The organism is Chromobacterium sinusclupearum (assembly GCF_002902845.1).
GTDB classification, from domain to species: Bacteria; Pseudomonadota; Gammaproteobacteria; order Burkholderiales; family Chromobacteriaceae; genus Chromobacterium; species Chromobacterium sinusclupearum.
The window spans coordinates 62,594-82,303 of the sequence record NZ_PPTF01000001.1 but is presented as its reverse complement, the minus strand read 5'-3'; the positions used below and the strand labels follow the sequence as shown (position 1 = coordinate 82,303).

Genomic DNA, 19,710 nt, shown 5'->3' with positions numbered 1-19,710 from the left:
CAAGCGACTAGGCAGGGCGATCTGGAAACGTTGGAGCGGCTACTATCGCCGCAGCCTGGTGGAAGCCAAGATACATTGCTTCAAACGGTTGGGTGAAAGGGTGACGGCCCGGCGTTTCGATGGTCAAGTGGCAGAGCTGCAAGTACGCGCTGCTATCTTGAACCGCTTCAGCATGCTGGGCCGCCCTTGTACGGTGACTGTGGCGTAAATCTGTTTGGGGAAAGGGGAAACTCGTCCTGCCTGGGATTTGTGCAACAGAGCCGTCAAGAAGTTGAAAAATGGAAATGAATTTCATTATTGATCAGCATTCGATAGGCAAGGCTGACGCCCCGCCAGTGACATGTGGTATTTTAGGAACGACAAGAACAGCGGGGCATGCGCACTCTGGCTGTACACACCGCCATCCTTGTACTAATTTTACCATCCGCACCACACATCAGATCGACGCATCTCAAGTCAGGCTCTGTCATCAGGACCCAAAGTAGGAGCGAGAACCCCTTCAGCGCCCTACAGTAGCCCTACAACTCAACAAGCACAAAGAAAAACGACTTACAGCGGTTGCTGTAAGTCGTTGTTTTATCTGGTGGGCCCCCCGAGAGTCGAACTCGGCACCAACGGATTATGAGTCCGCTGCTCTAACCAAGCATGAGCTAGAGGCCCTGAAAGAGAGAGCGATTATAACGTGGAAAATAAAAATCCCCAAGCCTTGGCCTGGGGATTTTGCAAGATTTACGCCAAACGCTTACTGGCCGCCCGGTTCGTTGTCCAGGAAGCTGCGCAGACGCTCGGAGCGAGTCGGATGACGCAGCTTGCGCAGCGCCTTGGCCTCGATCTGACGAATACGCTCGCGGGTCACGTCGAACTGCTTGCCCACTTCTTCCAGCGTGTGGTCGGTGTTCATGTCGATGCCGAAACGCATGCGCAGGACTTTCGCCTCGCGCGGCGTCAGGGTGTCCAGCACCTCCTTGGTCGCATCCTTCAGGCTGGAGTACATCGCCGCGTCGGACGGAGCCAGGTTGTTCTGGTCCTCGATGAAGTCGCCGAGATGGGAATCGTCGTCGTCGCCGATCGGGGTTTCCATGGAGATGGGCTCCTTGGAAATCTTCATGATCTTGCGGATCTTCTCTTCCGGCATTTCCATCTTCTCGGCCAGTTCCGCCGGATCCGGCTCGCGGCCGCTTTCCTGCAGAATCTGCCGCGAGATGCGGTTCATCTTGTTGATGGTCTCGATCATGTGCACCGGAATGCGGATGGTGCGCGCCTGGTCCGCGATGGAGCGGGTGATCGCCTGGCGAATCCACCAGGTGGCGTAGGTCGAGAACTTGTAGCCGCGGCGGTATTCGAACTTGTCCACCGCCTTCATCAGGCCGATGTTGCCTTCCTGGATCAGATCCAAGAACTGCAGACCGCGGTTGGTGTACTTCTTGGCGATGGAGATCACCAGGCGCAGGTTGGCCTCGATCATTTCCTTCTTGGCGCGGCGCGCCTTGGATTCGCCCGCCGACATCTGGCGGTTGATTTCCTTCAGGGCCTTGATCGACAGCATCGCCTTGTCCTGCAGATCGGACAGGCGGGTCTGCTTCTCGATGATGGCGTGCTTGAAGCGGGTCAGCGCCTCGCTCCAGGCCTTGCCGGAGGCAATCTCGTTTTCCACCCAATCCAGGTTGGTCTCGTTGCCCGGGAACACCTTGATGAAGTGGGCGCGGTCCATGCGCACGCGGCTGACGCAGATGTCCTGGATGTCGCGCTCGTAAGTGCGGATTTCATTGACGCGGCCGCGCAGCGACTCACAGAGGCTTTCCACCTGACGGGTAGCGAAACGCACCAGCATGAATTCGGTGGTGATCGCGTCTTGCAGTTCCAGGTATTCCTTGCTCTGCGGACCCTTGGCGTTCAGCGCCTTGACCATCTTGTCGAACAAGAGGCGCACGCCGGCGAAGTGCTCCAGCGCTTCCTGCTTCAGCTCTTCCAGATTGGCCGCGGCATCGGCGTCGGCGTCGACTTCCTCGGCGTCCTCGTCCTCTTCCTCTTCCTCTTCCAGCAGCTCGTCCACGGCTTCCGGCTCGGCGAACTGAGCGTCAGCCTCGGTCGGGGCGTTGAGGTCGATAAAGCCGTCCACCACTTCGTCGACGCGGATTTCATCGCGCGCCACGCGCTCCATCAGCTCCAGCACCTCGGCGATGGTGCCGGGGCAGGCGGAGATGGCCTGGATCATGTACTTGAGGCCGTCCTCGATCCGCTTGGCGATCTCGATTTCGCCTTCGCGGGTCAACAGCTCCACCGAGCCCATCTCGCGCATGTACATGCGCACCGGGTCGGTGGTGCGGCCGAATTCGGAATCCACCGAGGACAGGGCCGCTTCGGCCTCTTCCACGGCATCCTCGTCCGCCACCGACGGGGTGGCGTCGGACATCAGCAAGGTTTCGGCGTCCGGCGCTTCTTCATATACCTGAATGCCCAGACCGGAAATCATCGTCACGATGTTTTCGATCTGCTCGGCGTCGGATACGTCTTCCGGCAGGTGGTCGTTGATTTCGGCGTAGGTCAAATACCCACGCTCTTTGCCCAGCGCGATCAGCTGGCGCAAGCGTTTCCGCTGCTCTTCCAGGCTCATCACTTCCTGTGGGCTGTCCTGCACATCTTTCTGGTTTTCGGGAGAGGCCGCCATTTCGCTTCCTGCTTGAAAAAAAGCCGAAAAAAACAGTTGATTATAACACAACTACCTGAACTTTTCCGCCGAGCCTGTTAACTCGGCGGCGAGAACATTTCCCGCAACAACTGGCCCATCAAGACCTTCTCCTCTGGCGTCAAACCTTCGTGCCGGTCCTTCTGTTTTAGCCGTTCCAGCTGCTCCGCATGCAGCATTTTCAACAATCTGGCGTTGCCATCCTGGAACAGCTGGCGGTCGTCGGCGCCGGGGTCCGAGAACTCGTCCGGATCCTGCATCGCCTGCTGCAGCACGCTGTCGATCAAACCTTCGTACGGCGTGCCGCGCAGGCCTTCAATCAATTGCGCCGTATTCGGCGATTCGCCATGCTCCAGCACGCGCTCGGCCAGCATGGCGAAGCAGGCCAACTCGTCGGACAGCGCCAGGCTGTCCGGCAATTGGACATCGGCCGCCCATTCCGGGTTCATCAACAGCCACTTGATCAGTTTCTTGACCATGGTGGCGTTCAACGGACGCTGCGACTCCGCCGGCAGCCGGTACTCGCGCTTGCCGCCGCCGCGGCCGCCGCGCTCGCGCTGCGGCTTGGCCTTGGCGCCGGTGAGCATGTCCAGCTCATCGACATCGACGCCGGCCATCTCGGCCAAGCGCTTGCGTATCATGTAGCCGAAAGCCGGCGCGACGATCTGCGCCAGCAGCGGCGTGGCCACGCGGATCAGCTCCGCCTGGCCCTCCGGCGTCGCGAGATTGACGCCTCGGCACAGCTCGCGGGTGAAATACACCGATAGCGGCAGGCTGTGCTGGGTCAACAATTCCTCAAACGCATCGGCGCCGAATTCGCGGACATAGCTGTCTGGATCGTGCTCGGTCGGCAGGAACAGAAAATTCAGCGACTTGCCGTCCACCAGCTGCGGCAAGCTGTTCTCCAGCGCCCGCCACGCCGCCTTCTGCCCCGCGGCATCGCCGTCGAAGCAGAAGTAGACTTGATCGGCATGCTTGAGCAACTTGCGCACATGCTCGCCGGTGGTGGCGGTGCCCAGCGTGGCGACCGCGTAGCTTATGCCGTATTGCGCCAGCGCCACCACGTCCATATAACCTTCGACCACCAGCACCCGGTTTTTATCCCGGATCGCCTGCCGCGCCTCGTACAGGCCGTAAAGCTCACGGCCCTTTTCGAACAGCGGCGTTTCCGGCGAGTTCAGGTATTTCGGCTCGCCCTTGCCCAGCACCCGCCCGCCGAAGCCGACGATGGCGCCGCGCTGATTGCGGATAGGGAACATCAGCCGGTCGCGGAAGCGGTCGTAGCGACGGCCGCTATCCTCGGCGACGATCACCAGGCCGGCTTCCACCAGCTTCTCGTCCTGATAGTTCTGGACGGCGGCTTCCAGGTTCTGCCAGCCATCCGGCGCGTAGCCGAGGCCGAAGCGCGCGGCAATCTCGCCGGACAGCCCCCGCCCCTTGCAATAGGCGACGGCATTGGCCGCGCCCTTCAGCTCGCGGCGGTAGAAATCGCTGGCCTGCTGCATCAGCTGCTCCAGCGAAACCTGCTTCTCGCGCGCCTTGCGGCTGGCTTCCGGATTGACGCTGCGCTCGTTGGGCACCTGCATGCCGATGCCTTCGGCCAGCAGTTTCACGGCATCGATAAAACCTATGCCCTGATACTCCATAACGAAACCGATGGCCGAGCCATGCGCGCCGCAGCCGAAGCAGTGGTAAAACTGCTTGCTGGGGCTAACGGTAAATGAGGGCGACTTTTCCTTGTGAAAGGGGCAACAGGCCAGATAGTTCTGGCCGCCCTTTTTCAAGGGGACGTAGCGATCCACCACGTCGACGATGTCGACGCGGGACAGCAGTTGATCGATGAAATCCTGCGGAATCAAATCCTGCCACCTGATGCGTAGGTCACGCGCTCAGCTTGGCCTTGATCAGCGCCGAAACCTGCGCCATGTCGGCGCGGCCGGCCAGTTGCGGGCGCAACGCGCCCATCACCTTGCCCATGTCCTGCATGCCGCCGGCGCCGGTATCGGCCACGGCCTTGGCGATCAAGGCTTCGATCTCGGCCTGGCTCAGTTGTTGCGGCATGTAAGCCATCAGCACGTCCATCTCGGCCTGTTCCTTGTCCACCAGATCCTGGCGCTGCGCGGCCTGGTACTGGGAGATGGAGTCACGACGCTGCTTGATCATCTTGTCGATGACGGCGGTGATGCCGGCGTCGTCCAGTTCGATACGCTCGTCCACTTCTTTCTGCTTGATGGCGGCCAGCAACAGGCGGATCGCCGCCAGCTTGTCGGCCTCCTTGGCTTTCATGGCGGACTTCATGTCGTCGGTGATGCGAACTTTGAGGCTCATGTCGTGCTCACTTGAGATGCGGCGCTGCGATGGGCAGCATGGGAAATGCGGGAGTACAAATGGCAAAACCGCAGGCATGGCCTGCGGTCCTGCTTGGTGCCAGGGAAACTCTTAGTAGAGTTTCGGCGGCAGCATTTGGCTGCGGATGCGCTTGTAGTGGCGCTTAACCGCGGCAGCGTGCTTGCGCTTGCGCTCGGTGGTCGGCTTCTCGTAGAACTCGCGGGCGCGCAGTTCGGTCAGCAGACCAGTCTTTTCCACAGCGCGCTTGAAGCGACGCAGAGCTACTTCGAACGGTTCGTTCTCTTTAACGCGAATATTCGGCATTACTTAAGGGTCCTTGATTTCTTTAGGGCAGGGCCAAGGCCTCTGCCTGTAAAAACAGCATTTTAGCAATGTTGCTGCGATTATAAAAGTCTAAAAGGCTTCGTCACGCCTGGTTGTGGCGTTTTGCGCTGCAAATAGCGGGCACTCAGGCCGAAAAAACGTCACGGCTTGACGGAAGAAATCACCCCCTCACTAGGAGAACTTGGCGTTGCACTATAAAAACGCTTCGGCATCCGGCCGGCCAGATAGGCGGCGCGGCCAGCTTCCACGGCCAGTTTCATCGCGTGCGCCATTTGAACCGGATTGCGCGCGACGGCAATCGCGGTATTCATCAGCACGCCATCGCAGCCCAGCTCCATCGCGATCGCCGCGTCGGACGCGGTGCCGACGCCGGCATCCACAATCACCGGAACCTTGGACTGCTCGATAATCAATTGCAGATTCCACGGATTCAGAATGCCCATGCCGGAGCCGATCAGGCTGGCCAGCGGCATGATCGCGCAGCAACCGATTTGCTCCAGCTCGCGCGCGACTATGGGATCATCCGAGGTATAGACCAACACGTCGAAACCTTCGGCCACCAAGACTTCCGCGGCCTTCAGCGTTTCCTTGACGTTGGGATACAGATTATTGGGGTCGCCCAGCACTTCCAGCTTCACGAAGCGGTGGTCGTCCAACAGCTCGCGCGCCAGGCGCAGCGTGCGGATCGCATCCTCGGCGGAGTAGCAGCCCGCCGTGTTGGGCAGCAGGTTATACCGGCTTTGCGGCAAAAAGTCCAGCAAATTCGGCTCGTTAGGGTTCTGGCCCAGATTCACCCGGCGGATCGCCGCCGTGATGATTTCCGCGCCAGAGGCCTCCAGCGCTTCGGCTGTCTGCTCGAAACTGCTGTATTTGCCGGTCCCCACCAGCAAACGGGAATGGAACACCCTGCCCGCTATCACCAGTTGATCGCTCACCTGCACACCTCTTCTTCTATTGGTTAATACGGGATGGCCTGCGCGGGCGAACTAGCCGCCGCCGACAGCCACCACGATTTCCAGCACGTCGCCGTCAGCCAGCCGCGCCTCGGCATAGCGGCTGCGCGGCACGATCTCGCCGTTGCGTTCGATGGCGATGCGCTTGCCGGTCAAGGCCAGCGCGTCGATCAGCTCGGCAAACGTGGCGACGCCGGCGACGCTTTTCGCCTCGCCGTTGATCTGCAAGTTCAATTGACTCATTTTCTCTCCACGCGTTGCACCACCGCCAGCTGGCGGATGGCGGCGAGCACGCGCTCCAGATGCTCCACGCCCTCCACTTGCAGGCGGAAGTGGATGTTGAACAGGCCGTCGCCGTCGCGGCTGCTGTCCTGGGTGTCGGCGCTCTCGATATTGGCCGAGGCCTGCGAAATGGCCGTGGCGATGTCGGCCAGCGCGCCTCGCTCGTTGCGCGCCAGCACGCCGACGGTGGCGCCGAACATCCGGTCGCGCTGCGCCTCCCAGTTCACTTCCAGCAGCTTGTCGTGATCGGCGCGGCGCGCGTTCGGGCATTCCACGCGGTGGATCACCAAGCCCTGGCCCTTGGTGATCACGCCCAGGATGTCGTCGCCGGGCAAAGGATTGCAGCAGCTGGACAGCTGCACCATGCCGGCCTCGTTGCCGCGTATGGTGATGGGGCCGACACGCACGCCCTCGCCCAGGCGCTCGCCGGCCAACTCCAGCATGCGGCGCGCCACCACGATGGGCAGCAGCTTGCCGGCGCCGATCTCGGCCAGCACGTCTTCGAAGCCACTGATCTTTTCGCCATAGGCGGCGAGGTATTCGGCGCGCAGCTCCTCGCTGACCGCCAGCGGGGTGGATGCCAGCGCGCCCACGGCCTGGCGCAGCAGCTTCTCGCCCAGCGAAACGGCTTCCTCGCGCTGCAGGCTCTTCAGATAGTTGCGGATGCCGGAGCGGGCGCGGCCGCTCTGCACAAAGGCCAGCCAGGACGGATTGGGCTTGGCCTGGGTCGACGTGATGATTTCCACGGTGTCGCCATTGCGCAACACCGTACGCAGCGGCACCAGCGCGTGATTGACGCGCGCGGCGATGCAGCGATGGCCGATGTCGGTGTGCACCGCATAGGCAAAGTCCACCGGCGTGGCGCCTTGCGGCAGCACCATGATCTTGCCCTTGGGCGTGAACACGTACACCTCGTCCGGGAACAGGTCGATCTTGATGTGCTCCAGGAACTCGACGGCATCGTCGCTCTCCTCCTGCATGTCCAACAGCTTTTGCAGCCACTGGTGGGTGCGCTGCTGGGCGGTGTTGACGCCCTCGCCGCTCTTGTACATCCAGTGCGAGGCCACGCCGGCCTCCGCCACATTGTGCATTTCGCGGGTGCGGATCTGCATCTCCACCGGCGTGCCGTACGGGCCGAACAGCGTGGTATGCAGACTTTGATAGCCATTGCCCTTGGGAATGGCGATGTAATCCTTGAATTTGCCGGGAATCGGCTTGTACAGGCTGTGCAGCGCGCCCAGGGCCAGGTAGCAGGCCGGCACGTCATTGACGACGACGCGGAAGCCATAGATGTCCAGCACCTCGGAAAACGACAGGTGCTTCTCCTGCATTTTCTTGTAGATGCTGTAGAGATTCTTTTCGCGGCCCTTGATGGTGGCCTCGATATTGCTCTGCACCAGCCGCTGGCTGACCGCCAGCAGAATCTTGTTGACCACTTCGCGGCGGTTGCCGCGCGCGGCGCGCACCGCCTTGGACAGCACGCTGTAGCGATGCGGATGCAGATGCTTGAACGCCAGGTCTTGCAGTTCGCGGTAGACCTTGTTCAGGCCGATGCGGTTGGCGATCGGCGCGTAGATTTCCAGCGTTTCCAGCGCGATGCGGCGACGCTTGTCCTCGCGCATGGAGTCCAGCGTGCGCATATTGTGCAGCCGGTCGGCCAGCTTGACGATGATGACGCGGATGTCGCGCGCCATCGCCAGCACCATTTTGCGGAAGCTTTCAGCCTGGGCCGCTTCCTTGGTCTGGTATTCCAGCCGCTCCAGCTTGGACAGGCCGTCCACCAGATCGGCGACGATCTTGCCGAACTTTTCGATCAGCGTCGGCTTGGTGACGCCGGTGTCTTCCAGCACATCATGCAGCAATGCCGCGGCCAGGCCCTGCACATCCAGCCGCCAGTCGGTGAGCATGGTGGCCACCGCCAGCGGATGGGTGATGTAGGGCTCGCCGCTCTTGCGGGTCTGCCCCTCATGCGCCTCGCGGCTGACCGCGAAAGCCTGCTTGAGCAGCGCGACGTCTTCCGGCTTGAGGTAGCGGGCGGCGTTCTCGAAGAAAACCGCCGCTTCGGACTCGATCAGGGCGTCGTAATCAATACCGGTCTCAATGCCGCTGGCCATCGTCCACTCCAATTACAGCGAATCAGGCCTTGCCGCGGTTGAGGATTTCCTTGCCGACATGGCCGGCGGCGATTTCACGCAGGGCAACCACGGTCGGCTTGTGGCGACCCGGCTCGACAAAGGCGCTGGCGCCGGAAGCCACTTGGCGCGCGCGGTAAGCGGCGGCCAGAGTCAGGTCAAAGCGGTTCTGGATGCGATCCAGACAATCGTCAACAGTAATACGGGCCATGGGTTCTCTCTGCTAAATGACGTTACAGGGTTCACTATATCGAATTTTCGCCTTGGCAAGTCAGCCTCGGCGACACTATTTTTACTGCGCGCCGGCCGTTCCCATGTGGCGGAACATCTCGGCCAGGCGGCGGCACTGCACTTCGCTGCGCAGGCGGCGGGCGCGGACGATGCTGATCAGGTCCAGCCGCGCGCGCTCGAAGTCGTCGTTGACCACGATGTAGTCGTATTCGGCGATCTTGTCGATCTCGGCGCGAGCCGATGCCAGACGACGCAGGATGACTTCCTCGGTATCGGTATCGCGGCCGCGCAGGCGGCGCTCCAGCTCCTCGATCGACGGCGGGGCGATGAAGATGCCGATCGCGCCGGGAAACACTTTGCGCACCTGCTCGGCGCCTTGCCAGTCGATTTCCAGCAGAATGTCCTGGCCGACTTCCAGGCGGCTGCGGATCCACGGGGCGCTGGTGCCGTAGTAGTTGCCGTAAACCTCGGCGTATTCGAGGAAGTCGCCGCGATCGATCATGGCATCGAAGGTGGCCTTGTCGACGAAGTGGTAGTGCTTGCCATCGATTTCGCCCTTGCGCGCCGGACGGGTGCTGTAGGAAATCGACAGTTCGACGCTGGGTTCGGCTTGCAGCAAGGCGGTCACCAGCGAGGTTTTGCCGGCGCCGGACGGCGCCACCACGATGTAGATGTTACCGATGGGCTGGTCCATGAGAATTCAGTACAACTTTGCCAAAGAGTAATTTTTCAGGATAGCACAGCAGGCCGTGGATTGTTAATAGAAGACATATTTTCACGTCAAGATTTAGGTGTTTGAGCCCCCTCGGCCCGATAATGCGCCGTTTTCGTTTTGACGCAACACACCTTGGAGTCGCCCCGAATGCAACTGCTGGAGAGCTTGTTCAAGCTGAAAGAACACGGCACCACGGTCCGGACCGAAGTCATCGCCGGCTTCACCACCTTCCTGACCATGGCTTATATCGTGCTGGTCAACCCGCTGATCCTGTCGAGCACCGGCATGGATCTGAACGCGGTGTTCGTGGCCACCTGCCTGGCCGCAGCCCTCGGCACCGCCATCATGGGCCTGGTGGCCAACTACCCGATCGCCCTGGCCCCGGGCATGGGCCTGAACGCCTATTTCACTTTCAGCGTGGTCAAGGGCATGGGCCTGTCGTGGGAAACCGCCCTCGGCGCGGTATTCATCTCCGGCATCGTATTCTTGGCGGTCAGCCTGTTCAAGGTGCGGGAAGCCATCGTCAACGCCATTCCGCAATCGCTGAAGTTCGCCATCTCGGCCGGCGTCGGCATGTTCCTGGCCATCATCGCGCTGAAGAACGCCGGCGTGATCGCGCCGCACCCGGAAACCTATCTGACGCTGGGCGACATCCATAAGCCGACCACGCTGTTGGCCATCGTCGGCTTCTTCCTGATCGTGGCGCTGGAATACCGCAAGGTGCCCGGCTCCATCATCATCGGCATCCTGACCGTGACCGCGCTGTCGATCGCCTTCGGCCTGTCGCCTTTCAAGGGCATCGTCGCCCCGGTGCCGAGCATGGAACCGACGTTCATGAAGATGGACATCGCCGGCGCGCTGCAAGCCGGCTTGATCGGCGTCATCTTCGTATTCTTCTTCGTCGACCTGTTCGACACCACCGGCACTCTGGTGGGCGTGTCGCACCGCGCCGGCCTGCTGGACAAGGACGGCAAGCTGCCGCGGCTGAAGCGCGCGCTGATGGCGGACTCCATCGCCATCACCGCCGGCGCCGTGATGGGCACCTCGTCCACCACCGCCTATGTCGAATCCGCCGCCGGCACCGCCGTGGGCGGCCGCACCGGCCTGACCGCCGTGGTGGTGGCGCTGCTGTTCCTGGCCGCGCTGTGGCTGTCGCCGCTGGCTGCCACCGTGCCGGCCTACGCCACCGCGCCGGCGCTGTGCTATGTCGCCGTGCTGATGGCGCGCGGCCTCGCCGAGATCGAATGGGACGACCTGACCGAATCCGCGCCGGCTGTGATGACCGCGCTGGCTATGCCGTTCACCTTCTCCATCGCCGACGGCATCGCCTTCGGCTTCATCAGCTACGCCGTGATCAAGATTCTGGCCGGCCGCTTCGCCGATCTGAAGCCGGCCGTGCTGGTGATCGCCGCGTTGTGGGTGTTCAAGCTGGCGTTCTTCCACTAAACGCGGAATAATCGTTTCGCCTCTGGGCTCGCCGCCATGCGCGGCGAGCCTTTTTGCTGCCGTCTGAAGCGCTTCAGTCGCGCAGTCTCTTGATTTCGAAGTACAATACAGCCATGGAAAACCTCAGCAATCTCGACTACTCCAGCTATCTGAAAGGCTGGATCCGCACCGTACCGAACTGGCCGCAACAAGGCGTGATGTTCCGCGACATCACCCCGCTGCTGCAGAACCCGAAAACCTTCCGCATGCTGATCGACATCTATGTCCATCGCTACATGACGGAGAAGGTGGACCTGGTGGCCGGCCTGGACGCGCGCGGCTTCATCATCGGCTCGGTGCTGGCCTATGAGCTGAATGTCGGCTTCGTGCCCATCCGCAAGAAGGGCAAACTGCCGTTCACCACGGTGGAAGAGGAATACGAACTGGAATACGGCAACGCGACGGTGGAAATGCATACCGACGCTTGCAAGCCGGGCGACCGCGTCATCCTGATCGACGACCTCGTCGCCACCGGCGGCACCATGATGGCCGGCTACAAGTTGCTCAAGCGCATGGGCGCCGATGTGCTGGAAGCCGCGGCCATCATCGAGTTGCCGGAACTGGGCGGCGGCCAGCTGGTGCGCGACGGCGGCCTGGACCTGTTCACCGTTTGCAGCTACAAGGGACACTGATTCCCCAATCGCCGCGTCAACCATTGCCAACGGAACCGAGCACGGTTCCGTTTTTTATTGCCCGCCGCCAAACAAAAAAGCCCGGCGCAAGGCCGGGCAAGGGACACGGAGTCATACCACTACTCAATCTTTCTCCAGGGACACCTGAACGGCCTGGCCGCTGACGCGCAGTTTCAGCGGCGCGCCGGGCGTATTGGCCCAATCTCCGTTCACGGTCATGGCCTGGCCATTGACCTGATAATCCAGCTTGGCCTGACGGTTGGCGCTGAACGCCAGCTTCACCATCTGGCCATGGACCTGAACATCGGCAGCCGGCTGCGCGCCGTGCAGCTCGACATCCGCTTTGACGGCCTGCCCATCGAGCGACAAGGACCGGCTCTCGCCCTTGAAGTCCAGCGTCAAGGCGTCGCCCTTGGCGTTCAGCTCGCCGACTTTGCCTTCGACATCGCCCTTGATCGCGCGGCCATTGAGCTTGACCAGGCGATAAGCGCCCTTCAGATCGACATCAATCGCCTGGCCATGCACCTGCACGGCATCAAAAGTGCCGTTCAGGTCGCCATCGAAAGCCTTCAAGTCGACATCGATCTGCTTGCCCGGCTTGACGTTGCCCTTGATCACCAGGCCGCAGCGGTCTGCCGCCACGGCGCCCAGATCGATCTGAAATGTCAGCTCTCGGCCCTGCCGCGTGGCGTTGACTTTGCAACGCGTGTCGGACCAGTTGCGCTTCTCCAGATTCAACTTGTACGGTTTGGCGGCGTCGGCGCTGAGTTCCAGCTTCACGGCATCGCCGCGGAAATTCAGCTTGTCGATATTGCCGGTCTCTTCCGCCTGGGCGGCGCCTGCCGCCAGCATCAGGCAGCAGGCGATTCTAACGGTGTGCATCAATACTTCCCCTTCACAGAGCTTCAATTCAGAAACAGCCAGTACAGCGCAGCGCAGGCCGTCAGCGCCGCGGCGATGCCGGACAGCCGGATCGCCAGCTGCTGGCGGCTATGGCGCAGAATGCGGCGGCGGGCGAAGGCGGCAGCCGCCATTTGCCGGGTCTCGGTCAGGATGGCCAGCAATTGGTTTTCGCTGCCGCGGTCGCTCGCCGCATCGCGAATATAACCGCGATAGTCGTTGAGAATCTTGCGCAATTCGGCTTCCGGCAGCTGTACCAAAGTCAGTTGCAACTGTTGCAGGCAGGCATCGTTCTTCATGATCGTTACTCCCATTTGATTGCAAGTTTATGGTTCAGGCCGCGGCGTTTTCGCGGTCTTTGCCGGATACCAGCTCAATCTGATACTTCACATAGGCCACAAGCGCGCGCCAGGTCAGCCGCGTCAGCCAGACGCAGAACAACAGTCCCAAAGCGCCAGCCGTCAGCAAGCCCAAGCCCACCACCAGCGCGCTCATCCCCACTGACAGGCCAGGCAAGGCATCGATCTGGATGTGGTCGGTGCCGTCTTTGAGCGCGATCCTGCTTTCTGAAATTTCCAGCGCGCTATCGCCATCCCTCAGCGAAATGCTGCCTTTGGCGCCGCTGGCGTCGAACTTCAGCGCGGCGCCGCCGGCCGAGGCGTCCAATTTCACCAGGCGGCTGTTGTCGTCGACGCGGGCGGTGAACACATCCCCGCTGTCTTCGCGCAGGGTCAGTTCGCGGATTTCGCTGCCGTTGACGCTGACCTCGTGCGCATCGATCCGGGCCAACTGGCGCACGGCCGGCTGGCTGGCGTCCACCTGCAATTTGCCCTGCCGTTTGAACACCAGCAGCGCGTCGCCCTGCCGGGTCTTGAGCTCGAAACGGTCGCCATCGTCCGGATTCAGCATCAGGCGTCCGTTATCTATCCAGACCTGCTCGGCGTGATCGTCCTTATCGCTGCGCCAGGCCATTTCCGCGCCATGGTCGCCGTGGCGGCCGATATACCAGCCGGAACCGTCGCTGGTGAATTGCGGCCAGCCGAACAAGCCGTGGCTGCCCCAAGCCACCACCACCACCAGGCCCGACAGCAGCAAGCTGACCGACACGATATAGCCGACGGTGAGGAAGATCAGATAGATCATGAACGGCAAGGCCAGCACGAAATTCAGCACGCCCAGCCCCGCGATCGAAACCACCACCCGCGACAGATTGGTGAAGGAGCGATGCTCCTGCCATTGCCGATAGTGGGTTTGCGCCTTCAATTCGCGCGCCAGCTTCTGCGGGCTGCCCAGCGCCGCCACCACCTCGGCTTCATCGCGGCCATCGGCCAGCGCGTCGTTGAAATACTCTTCATAGTCGGCGAGGATTTCCTTCACCGTTTCCGGCCTCAGGCCGGACAGCCCCTGCTCAAGCTGACGCAAAAAATCTTTCCGTGTCATTGCGGTGCCTCCTCTGTCATTGCCGCCGGTCCGCCCCGCAGCACGTTTTCCACTTCGGCCACAAATTCCTGCCATTCCCGCCGCATCGTTTCCAGCTCGCGCCGGCCGTTGTCGGTCAGCTTGTAATATTTGCGCGAGGGGCCGGACGACGATTCGACCAGATAGGTACTGACCCACAACTCATTCTGCAGCCGGCGCATCAGCGGATAGATGGTGCCTTCGCTGATGTCCATGCCCTGCGACAACTTGCTGACCAGCTCGTAGGCGTAGCTGTCGGCCTGGGCCAGCACCGCCAGTACGCACATGTCCAGCGTGCCCTTTTTCAATTGCGTCTTCATATTCGATCTTCCTCGCCGACTGGCAATACACGATACCTTGCATTACAAGGGTCATCGTTGGACTGCTGCATGCGGATGTCTGACTGAACTGTATGACAAGATACCTTGTATCGCAAGGTATCTTTCATTACCCTGCGCAACGCGAATGGAATTGCTGCTTTTTCACCACAGCGCCGCGTTTCACGCTGCATTGCAAAAAACGGATTTGCGGCCATACTTTAGCCATGCCGATGAGTTACCGATTGACATCAATCTCCCGGAGAAACTGACGATGGCGCAGGCTTCCAAACCTTCTATCGCATTGGTGCTGGGCGGCGGCGCCCCCAATGCCACCCTGATGGCCGGCGCGCTGGTGGCGCTGGCCGAAGCCGGGGTGGAATTCGACATCGTCTCGGCCTCCGGCGCCGGCGCCATCGTCGGCCTGCTGTACGCCGCGCCCAGACAGGGCGACGCCATTGCGGCGCTGAGCAAGCTGGCCGACATGGGCGTATCCGACCCGCTCTACAAGCTCTTCCCGATCAATTACAAGGTGTTCAACAAGCCCGGCCAGCTGGCGGATGCCTGGCGCGCCCTGCAGGGGCGCAATCCGCTGCTGCAGGCCATCCAGCGACAGGCGGACGATGGGCCGGCGCAGCGGCTGCTGGCGGACTGGACCGGGCTGCTGCTGGCCACGCTATGCCCAAGCGATCTGAACACCGACAGCCAGGGCCTATGCGCGCATGTGCCATTCATCGAACAGGTTGTCGATTTCGCCAAACTGAAGGATTTTCCGCCGGCCTTCTACCTCAACGCCTACAACATCACCCATGGGCACATGCGTTGCTGGGACAAGCACGAAATCACTCACGACCATTTCCTGGCGGCGCTGTCCTTCCCGTTCATCTATCCGCCGTACAAGCTGGATGACGGCGACTATATCGAAGGCGCGGCCATCGACACGCTGAACTTCAAGCGGCTGTTCGAGCTGCATCCGCACATCGACTACACCATCGTGTTCGACGTGCTCGGCAGCAGCCGGCTGCTGCACCCGCCGCGCGACCTGTACGATGCCTGGGTGCAGTCCATCATCGCGCCGCTGACCGCCATCGCCCGCGACGACCTGCGGCTGTTCGAGGCGCTGCACAACCGCGATGCAAACGGGCGTCCGCGCACCGAACTGATCCGAATCAATTTCGACGCCCATATCAGCCAGGAAGGCCACCGCGAAGAGCTGGATTGGTCCTACTCCAATCTGGCCAGGCTATATCAAGCCGGCTACCAGGCAGGCAAAGACGCCTGCCGGCAGTATGGACGGCAGTTGGGCCTGTAAAATCGGCCAGCAGTAGCCTGCATCCGTCCCGGCCATACTGAAGCTTCGCCGCGGCCCGCGCGCCAGGCGGACCCCATCGAATCATCCTGCCAGGAGACCGCCATGGCCTTCCCCACCGCAGTCAACGATCAAATCACCGATGCCGTCGCCCAAACCAATGTCAAAGTGGTGGGGGATGCCCCGGCCATGGCGATCGGAAACCTCTACCAGTCCCTCGCCCACTCCACAGGCATCGTGTTCGAAAACGCCGTCTCGTCGCAGCAGCAGCTCGCCATCGCGGGCCAAGCCGGCAGCAACCAGGGCGTGATCCAGATCTACAGCGTGGGCATAGACTCCCAGGCCCTCGGCCCCATGGATGCGGCCGAGATAGAAGCGCTGATCCAGCAGCTCAAATCCGAATAGGCATGCGCCAAACGTGAAAAAGGGCTGCCATGTCTGGCAGCCCTTTCGTTTCGATCCAGCGGCTGGCCCGATCAATACCACTCGATGCCTGGTTTCTCGGTGCTGATGATGGTGCCGGCCTCGCCCTTGACGATCCTCTCGATGTCTTCCAGCGCGCCGATGACCGCGCGCTTGCCGGTCAGGCGGGCGAACTCGCAGGCAGCCTCCACTTTCGGACCCATGGAGCCGGCGGCAAAGCCGAGCTTGTCCATCTCGTCCGGATGCGCCTGACGGATGGCCTTGGCCTCCGGCGTGCCCCAGCCGACGAACACGCTTTTCACGTCGGTGGCGATCACGAAGTAATCCGCGTCGATCTCCCGCGCCAGCAGCGCCGAGGCCAGGTCTTTGTCGATCACCGCTTCCACGCCGACCAGCTTGTCGCCCTCGTACATGGTGGGGATGCCGCCGCCGCCGGCGGCGATCACCACCACGCCTTTTTCGATCAGCCACTTGATCGGGCGCATTTCGAAAATGCGCTTCGGTTTCGGGCTCGGCACCACGCGGCGGTAATACTGGCCGTCAGCCTTGACGCTCCAGCCCTTTTCCGCGGCCAGCTTATCGGCCTCTTCCTTGGAGTAGACCGGGCCGACGAACTTGGTCGGATTCTTGAACGCCGGATCATTGGCGTCCACTTCAGTCTGGGTCAGGATGGTGGCGATGGGCACTTCGAAGGGCAGCACATTGCCCAACTCCTGTTCCACCATATAGCCGATCATGCCCTCGGTCTGCGCGCCCAGCACATCCAGCGGATACGGCGTCACCGTGTCATCCACGTGACGGGCGTAGGCATCGTTCTGCAGGCCCAAAAGGCCCACTTGCGGCCCGTTGCCGTGGCACATCACCAGGTTATGTCCCAGCCGGGTGACGGCGGCCAGTTGCTCGGCCGCCACTTTTACGTTGGCGCGCTGGTTATCCGCGGTCATGGCCTCGCCACGACGTTGCAGGGCGTTGCCGCCCAAAGCTACGACGACTCGCATAAATCTTCCTTCCGAATACTGTCAACGAAACCGGCCAAGGGCTCCGGTCAGGAGGCCTTGGCCGGTTGATGTGTGATCGGGCCGGACTTCGCCGGCCCAAGCCCAGGCTTAGTCGCCCAGCGTAGCCACCAGAATGGCCTTGATGGTGTGCATGCGGTTTTCCGCCTGTTCGAAGGCGATGCAAGCTTCGCTCTCGAACACGTCCTCGGTCACTTCGATGCCGTTGGCCAGTTCCGGATACTGCGCGGCGATTTCCTTGCCTACCTTGGTTTCGCTGTTGTGGTAAGCCGGCAGGCAGTGCATGAACTTCACTTGCGGGTTTTCCGCGGCGGCCATCAACGCGCTGTTGACCTGGTACGGCTTCAGCAGACGGATGCGTTCGGCCCAGACTTCTGCCGGCTCACCCATGGACACCCAGACGTCGGTGTGGATGAAGTCGGTGCCCTTGACGGCTTCCTTGGCATCTTCGGTCAGCGTGATGCGGGCGCCGGTGCGTTTGGCGATCTCGCGGCACTCGGCCACCAGTTGGTCGGTCGGCCACAGGTGCTTGGGCGCGCCGATGCGCACGTCCATGCCCAGCTTGGAGCCGATCACCAGCAGCGAGTTGCCCATATTGTTGCGGGCGTCGCCCAGATAGGTGTAGCTGATCTGAGAGATGGGCTTGTCGGTGTTTTCCCACATGGTCAGCACGTCGGCCAGCATCTGGGTCGGGTGCCATTCGTCGGTCAGGCCGTTGTAAACCGGCACGCCGGCAAACTTGGCCAGCTCGTTCTCCACCATGTCCTGGTCGAAGCCGCGGTATTCGATCGCATCGTACATGCGGCCCAGCACGCGGGCGGTGTCTTTCATCGACTCCTTGATGCCGATTTGCGAACCGGACGGCCCAAGGTAGGTCACGTTGGCGCCTTGGTCGTAGCAGGCCACTTCAAAGGCACAGCGGGTGCGAGTGGAGGTTTTTTCAAAGATCAGAGCAACGTTCTTGCCCTTAAGGTGCTGCTGCTCGGTGCCGGTATATTTGGCGCGTTTCAGGTCGCGGGCCAGGTCCAGCATGTAACGGATTTCACGCGGGGTGAAGTCCAGCATTCTCAGGAAGTTACGGTTGCGCAGATTGAAAGCCATGATATTGCTCCTGATTAGAGTCTGGGCAAGCCGGCCGTCGCTCCCGGGGGAGCCGGCGGTCAACCTGTCTTATTGCACACAAACGGTATGAATTTTTCCGTCCCGGCCGGACCTGCCGGCCGGGGATGACAGCCTTACAGCTTCACTTCGTCGCGGATGATCGGGCAGGTCATGCAGTGGCCGCCGCCGCGGCCGCGGCCCAGCTCGGAAGCCGGAATCTCGATCACTTCCACGCCGTGCTCGCGCATCAGGCGGTTGGTATAGGTGTTGCGGTCGTATGCCACCACCACGCGGCGGTCCAGCGCCACGACGTTGTTGCCGTCGTCCCACTGCTCGCGCTCGCGCTGGTAGGCGTCGCCGCCGGTCTGGATGACGCGGATTTCCTTCAAGCCCAGTGCCTGGCGCACCACTTCCACCAGTTTGACGCCTTCATGGCGCTCGAAGCGGATCTCGCCTTCGCGGTCGCCGGCATAGATGCTGGTGCAGGTGACTTCGTCGACCACGTCCGGGAACACCGACAGCAGGTCGATGTCGAGGAAGCTGAACACGGTGTCCAAGTGCATCGCCGCGCGGGACTTCGGCATCTGGCAGGCGATGACGCGCTTGGCGCCGCCTTCCTTATGCAACACGCGCTTGGCCACTTGCACCACGGCTTGCGGGCTGGTGCGCTCGCCCATGCCGATCAGCACCACGCCGTTGCCGATGGGCATCACGTCGCCGCCTTCCAGCGTGGCCGGGCCGTGATCGGTGTCGCAACCGCCCCACCATACATTCACCTTGCCGGCGAACATCGGGTGGAATTGATAGATGGATTGCAGCACCAACGTTTCCTGGCGGCGCGCCGGCCAGTACATCGGGTTCAGCGTCACGCCTTCGTAAATCCAGCAAGACGGGTCGCGCTGGAACAGGCTGTTCGGGATCGGAGGCAGCACGAAATCGGAACGGTCCAGGTAGCCGCCGAACAGGCCTTTCGGGTCGAACGGCAATTCAAACTTGGCGATGCCGCCCACCATGTGATCAGCCAGTTGGGACGACGGCATTTCGTTCAGCCAGCTGCGCAGATCCTGCAGCATGCCGATACCCACGTTGTCGGCCTTGATTTTGCGGTCCAGTATCCAGTTGCGGGCCGCCTTGTCGTCCAGCACCTTGGCCAGCGCATCGTGCACTTCAACCACCTCGATGCCGCGGGCGCGCATCTGTTCGACCATGTAGGCGTGGTCCTTCTGCGCGCGCTCCACCCAGATCACGTCATCAAACAGCAGATCGTGGCAGTTGTCCGGAGTCAGGCGCTTATGGGCGAGTCCGGGACGACACACCATCACGGTTCGCAGCTTGCCACACTCAGAATGAACACCAAACTTGGTCATAACGATACTCCTTGAGTCTTGTTTGACTTC

Annotated in this window: 20 protein-coding genes, 1 tRNA gene and 1 pseudogene; 5 read left to right on the top strand and 17 right to left on the bottom strand. The window is 61.6% G+C overall.

Going from position 1 to position 19,710, the window contains the following annotated elements:
* Window positions 1-208, top strand: a pseudogene (locus C2134_RS00395) (IS5/IS1182 family transposase); the annotation flags it as partial.
* Window positions 209-581: 373 nt separating this feature from the next.
* Here the strand turns inward: C2134_RS00395 and C2134_RS00390 are convergent.
* The 10 genes from C2134_RS00390 to gmk form a co-directional block, all read right to left on the bottom strand.
* Window positions 582-660 (bottom strand) — tRNA-Ile (locus tag C2134_RS00390).
* Window positions 661-742: 82 nt separating this feature from the next.
* Complete coding sequence (rpoD, locus tag C2134_RS00385) at window positions 743-2,668, bottom strand: RNA polymerase sigma factor RpoD (protein WP_103316582.1); 1,926 nt, start codon at window positions 2,666-2,668, stop codon at window positions 743-745.
* A gap of 77 nt (window positions 2,669-2,745) precedes the next feature.
* Window positions 2,746-4,545 (bottom strand): DNA primase, encoded by a 1,800-nt coding sequence (dnaG, locus tag C2134_RS00380; RefSeq protein WP_071109148.1) that lies wholly within the window; start codon window positions 4,543-4,545, stop codon window positions 2,746-2,748.
* A gap of 22 nt (window positions 4,546-4,567) precedes the next feature.
* Window positions 4,568-5,014, bottom strand: coding sequence for a GatB/YqeY domain-containing protein (locus C2134_RS00375; protein ID WP_103316580.1), 447 nt, complete (start codon window positions 5,012-5,014; stop codon window positions 4,568-4,570).
* Between the two features lie 111 nt (window positions 5,015-5,125).
* Window positions 5,126-5,338 (bottom strand): 30S ribosomal protein S21, encoded by a 213-nt coding sequence (gene rpsU, locus C2134_RS00370; protein ID WP_043578765.1) that lies wholly within the window; start codon window positions 5,336-5,338, stop codon window positions 5,126-5,128.
* A 161-nt stretch (window positions 5,339-5,499) separates the two neighbouring features.
* Window positions 5,500-6,294 carry a thiazole synthase gene (locus C2134_RS00365; protein WP_103316594.1) on the bottom strand — a complete coding sequence of 265 codons (795 nt, stop codon included), beginning with the start codon at window positions 6,292-6,294 and terminating at the stop codon, window positions 5,500-5,502.
* Window positions 6,295-6,345: 51 nt separating this feature from the next.
* Complete coding sequence (gene thiS, locus C2134_RS00360) at window positions 6,346-6,555, bottom strand: sulfur carrier protein ThiS (protein WP_043621762.1); 210 nt, start codon at window positions 6,553-6,555, stop codon at window positions 6,346-6,348.
* The gene (locus C2134_RS00355; protein WP_103316578.1) at window positions 6,552-8,708 is read right to left on the bottom strand and encodes a RelA/SpoT family protein; all 2,157 of its coding nucleotides are present in this window, start codon (window positions 8,706-8,708) and stop codon (window positions 6,552-6,554) included. The genes thiS and C2134_RS00355 overlap by 4 nt, the downstream gene beginning before the upstream one ends.
* A 22-nt stretch (window positions 8,709-8,730) precedes the next feature.
* Entirely contained in the window at window positions 8,731-8,937 is a 207-nt protein-coding gene (gene rpoZ / locus C2134_RS00350; RefSeq protein ID WP_043578754.1) for a DNA-directed RNA polymerase subunit omega, read from the bottom strand.
* An 81-nt stretch (window positions 8,938-9,018) separates the two neighbouring features.
* Window positions 9,019-9,651: a guanylate kinase gene (gmk, locus tag C2134_RS00345; protein WP_103316576.1), complete on the bottom strand. Its 633-nt coding sequence runs from the start codon at window positions 9,649-9,651 to the stop codon at window positions 9,019-9,021.
* Between the two features lie 153 nt (window positions 9,652-9,804).
* Between gmk and C2134_RS00340 the strand changes: the two genes are divergently transcribed.
* Entirely contained in the window at window positions 9,805-11,118 is a 1,314-nt protein-coding gene (locus tag C2134_RS00340) for an NCS2 family permease (RefSeq protein WP_199179834.1), read from the top strand.
* A gap of 113 nt (window positions 11,119-11,231) precedes the next feature.
* Window positions 11,232-11,789 carry an adenine phosphoribosyltransferase gene (locus tag C2134_RS00335; protein ID WP_043621775.1) on the top strand — a complete coding sequence of 186 codons (558 nt, stop codon included), beginning with the start codon at window positions 11,232-11,234 and terminating at the stop codon, window positions 11,787-11,789.
* A gap of 123 nt (window positions 11,790-11,912) precedes the next feature.
* Here C2134_RS00335 and C2134_RS00330 read toward each other — a convergent pair whose 3' ends face one another.
* From C2134_RS00330 to C2134_RS00315, 4 genes are read right to left on the bottom strand one after another with little or no spacing between them, the layout of a single operon-like run.
* The gene (locus C2134_RS00330; protein ID WP_146042036.1) at window positions 11,913-12,671 is read right to left on the bottom strand and encodes a hypothetical protein; all 759 of its coding nucleotides are present in this window, start codon (window positions 12,669-12,671) and stop codon (window positions 11,913-11,915) included.
* A 23-nt stretch (window positions 12,672-12,694) separates the two neighbouring features.
* Window positions 12,695-12,988, bottom strand: coding sequence for a hypothetical protein (locus tag C2134_RS00325; RefSeq protein ID WP_103316571.1), 294 nt, complete (start codon window positions 12,986-12,988; stop codon window positions 12,695-12,697).
* 34 nt (window positions 12,989-13,022) lie between these two features.
* Window positions 13,023-14,129 carry a DUF1700 domain-containing protein gene (locus C2134_RS00320; RefSeq protein WP_158248648.1) on the bottom strand — a complete coding sequence of 369 codons (1,107 nt, stop codon included), beginning with the start codon at window positions 14,127-14,129 and terminating at the stop codon, window positions 13,023-13,025.
* A complete protein-coding gene (locus C2134_RS00315; RefSeq protein WP_103316568.1) occupies window positions 14,126-14,467 on the bottom strand; it encodes a PadR family transcriptional regulator in 342 nt (113 codons plus the stop codon). The genes C2134_RS00320 and C2134_RS00315 overlap by 4 nt, the downstream gene beginning before the upstream one ends.
* 271 nt (window positions 14,468-14,738) lie before the next feature.
* Here C2134_RS00315 and C2134_RS00310 point away from each other — a divergent pair, with 271 nt between their 5' ends.
* Both C2134_RS00310 and C2134_RS00305 read left to right on the top strand, forming a co-directional pair.
* Entirely contained in the window at window positions 14,739-15,776 is a 1,038-nt protein-coding gene (locus C2134_RS00310; protein ID WP_103316566.1) for a patatin-like phospholipase family protein, read from the top strand.
* Between the two features lie 102 nt (window positions 15,777-15,878).
* Window positions 15,879-16,178, top strand: coding sequence for a RebB family R body protein (locus C2134_RS00305; RefSeq protein WP_103316565.1), 300 nt, complete (start codon window positions 15,879-15,881; stop codon window positions 16,176-16,178).
* A gap of 71 nt (window positions 16,179-16,249) precedes the next feature.
* Here the strand turns inward: C2134_RS00305 and arcC are convergent, their stop codons facing one another.
* From arcC to C2134_RS00290, 3 genes are all read right to left on the bottom strand, one after another.
* On the bottom strand, window positions 16,250-17,194 hold the full coding sequence (arcC, locus tag C2134_RS00300; protein WP_103316563.1) for a carbamate kinase: 945 nt from the start codon (window positions 17,192-17,194) through the stop codon (window positions 16,250-16,252).
* Between the two features lie 108 nt (window positions 17,195-17,302).
* A complete protein-coding gene (locus tag C2134_RS00295; protein ID WP_103316562.1) occupies window positions 17,303-18,313 on the bottom strand; it encodes an ornithine carbamoyltransferase in 1,011 nt (336 codons plus the stop codon).
* 134 nt (window positions 18,314-18,447) lie between these two features.
* Window positions 18,448-19,680, bottom strand: a complete 1,233-nt coding sequence (locus C2134_RS00290) for an arginine deiminase (protein ID WP_103316560.1) — start codon at window positions 19,678-19,680, stop codon at window positions 18,448-18,450.
* Window positions 19,681-19,710: the final 30 nt, after the last annotated feature.